3 protein-coding genes are annotated in these 2,184 nt (G+C 62.1%); 1 reads left to right on the top strand and 2 read right to left on the bottom strand.

Features of this window, described 5'->3' with window-relative positions; genetic code table 11:
• A partial coding sequence (locus tag AC0AP0_RS12450) for a D-aminoacyl-tRNA deacylase (RefSeq protein ID WP_490430714.1) occupies positions 1-164 on the top strand: 164 nt, incomplete at its 5' end.
• Here AC0AP0_RS12450 and AC0AP0_RS12455 read toward each other — a convergent pair.
• Together AC0AP0_RS12455 and AC0AP0_RS12460 are read right to left on the bottom strand one after the other, a co-directional pair.
• Entirely contained in the window at positions 157-1,434 is a 1,278-nt protein-coding gene (locus AC0AP0_RS12455; protein WP_490430712.1) for a cell division protein FtsQ/DivIB, read from the bottom strand. The two genes, AC0AP0_RS12450 and AC0AP0_RS12455, sit on opposite strands and share 8 nt — an antisense overlap.
• The coding region (locus tag AC0AP0_RS12460) for a glutamate ligase domain-containing protein (protein WP_490430713.1) at positions 1,431-2,184 on the bottom strand (754 nt) is incomplete at its 5' end. The genes AC0AP0_RS12460 and AC0AP0_RS12455, both read right to left, overlap by 4 nt.

Raw genomic sequence — 2,184 nt, forward strand, 5'->3', positions numbered from 1 at the left:
TCTGGAAGGATCTGAACCGAGCTTTGGAGGCAACCGGTGTGCCGGTTGCCGCCGGACGCTTCGGCGCCCACATGCGATTGGATCTGGTCAACGACGGGCCGGTGACCATTCTGCTGGACACCGACAGGTTGATGAAGCCGGCAGCTCCTTCAGCGACTATTTGACAATGGGCCTCAGGGGCGCCGACACATCCAGCTGATGCTTGTCGCCGATCTTGGATGGATCGTTGATGATCTTGTCGACTACGGCCTGCTTGAGCTTCAGGTCAGAGCCGTCGCCCCAGATGATGACATGTTTGCCCTGGTCCAGCTCGGTGGTAATGGAGTCTTGGGTTTCCGCAGTCACCTTGGTCACCGAATGGCGCATGGCCTCGGGCATGGTTGACAGAATCCGCAGGGTCTGCCTGACCGCCTGATCCTGCTGGGCACGCTTGACGGTAGCCACCTGGATGACCGGCACCCCCTCGACCGGCTTGGACACAGTATTGAGCACCCTCCCCTGTCTGTCGACGGCCGTCAGTTTGCGCTGCGCATCCTTGAAGACCGCAGTAGGCTCCTGGGCATCGAAGGTCACCTCCAGACCGTGCGGAAAACTCTTGCTGACCTTGGCATCGGTCACCCCGGCCATGCCGCTGATCTCCTGCTCTACGCCATTGGTGGAAATCAGCAGCAGAGAGCGATCCCCCTGATTGGCCACGATTGAGACCACTCGATCGTTGGACACCCAGGCATTGCCGCCGCTGACATTGATCTTGTCGGTCTGCAGGCGAAAGACCGGCGAAAGAAAGAGCAGCCATGCCAGTCCTGCTATCAGAGCTATAACCAGGAGGACGACACCTGTCCGGATCAAGACCAGCCTGCGGCTGACCTTCTTCTTTTCGCGCACTCGGGCCTGAAAATCCAGAACCTTGGGCCGGACGAAGATCCCCAGACCCTGGTCCTCCTGGTCGGTGCCTATTCTGCCCGAGACGGGTCGGTCCGGCGGTATGGCCCGGGCATCGACGAATCCTTCGGCCGAACTTGTCGAATGAGAAGTCGCGGATTTGGATGCCACAGACTTGGAGACTGATGCGCTACTGCCTTTTACCAGCGAGCGGGAGGATGATGAGGCGGATCTGGCGCTACGAGTCCGTGAGCCGCTTGTATTCTTGGAACGACTCGGACGACCCTTGAGACGCTTCGAACCTTTGAGAGACCTTGACCGCCTAAGGCGTCTGCCCTCACTGCCTGTTTTTTCAACCTTGGACCGGCTGGCCTGTACCGAAGCTTCGGAGGCGGCCGACTTGCCCGATCTAGCGGTTCTGCCAGTCCGCAGTCCTTCTTCCAAAGGCTTGGTATGTCCAGACCTGGCCGTCCGTGCGGCCTTGGCAGCCCGGACGGCCTTGGTTCTGGACGAGGCTCCGCTGGAGGCGCTGCGGCCCTTGCCGGTCTTCACTGCTTATCCCGTTCAGCCAGCCTGTCAAGAATGACCGGCCCCATGTCTGTGACGTCACCGGCGCCCACAGTCAGGATTACATTCCCCGGCTCCGCCCGCTCGGCCAGATCCAGAGCTGCCTGATGCATATCCGGGCAGGCCCGGAAGACGGCCCCGGTCGACCTATTCCCAGTATCCTGAGACTCCTGGTCCGATGCCTCGCGGGCTGCGGCAGGGATGGTTCCGGCATCCACGCCCGGAAAATCGCTGGCCAGCTCACGGGCGGGGAAGATGTCAGTGACCATCACATCGTCCGCCAGGGACAGAGCGGCAGCGAAACGGTCAGCGAAGATGGCGGTGCGCGAATACAGGTGGGGTTGGAAGAGCACCCTGATGGTCCGGCCCGGATAACGTCGCCTGGCGGCGGTCAGCAGGGCGGCGATCTCCGTAGGATGATGGGCGTAATCGTCCACTACGGTGACCCCATGCTGGCATCCGCGAACCTCGAAGCGTCGAGAGGCCCCACGGAAGTCGGCGGCGGAAGCGGAGGCCGTATCAGGATCCATCCCCAGCAGGATGGCGGCGATGATGGCTGCGGCGGCATTGCGGGCGTTGTGGATGCCGGGAATCGCCAAATCCACCTGCAGATCGAGAGGCTTGCTGGCATCCAACCCTGCCGCCTGGAGCACCTGCGCGGGGAGAGCCAGACGGCAATGTTCACGGCCGCTGCCGCTGCTCTCGGACTCGGACCCGATGCGGACCAAGCCCAGA

Source organism: Bifidobacterium sp. POST2/T3 (B1), assembly GCF_058197115.1.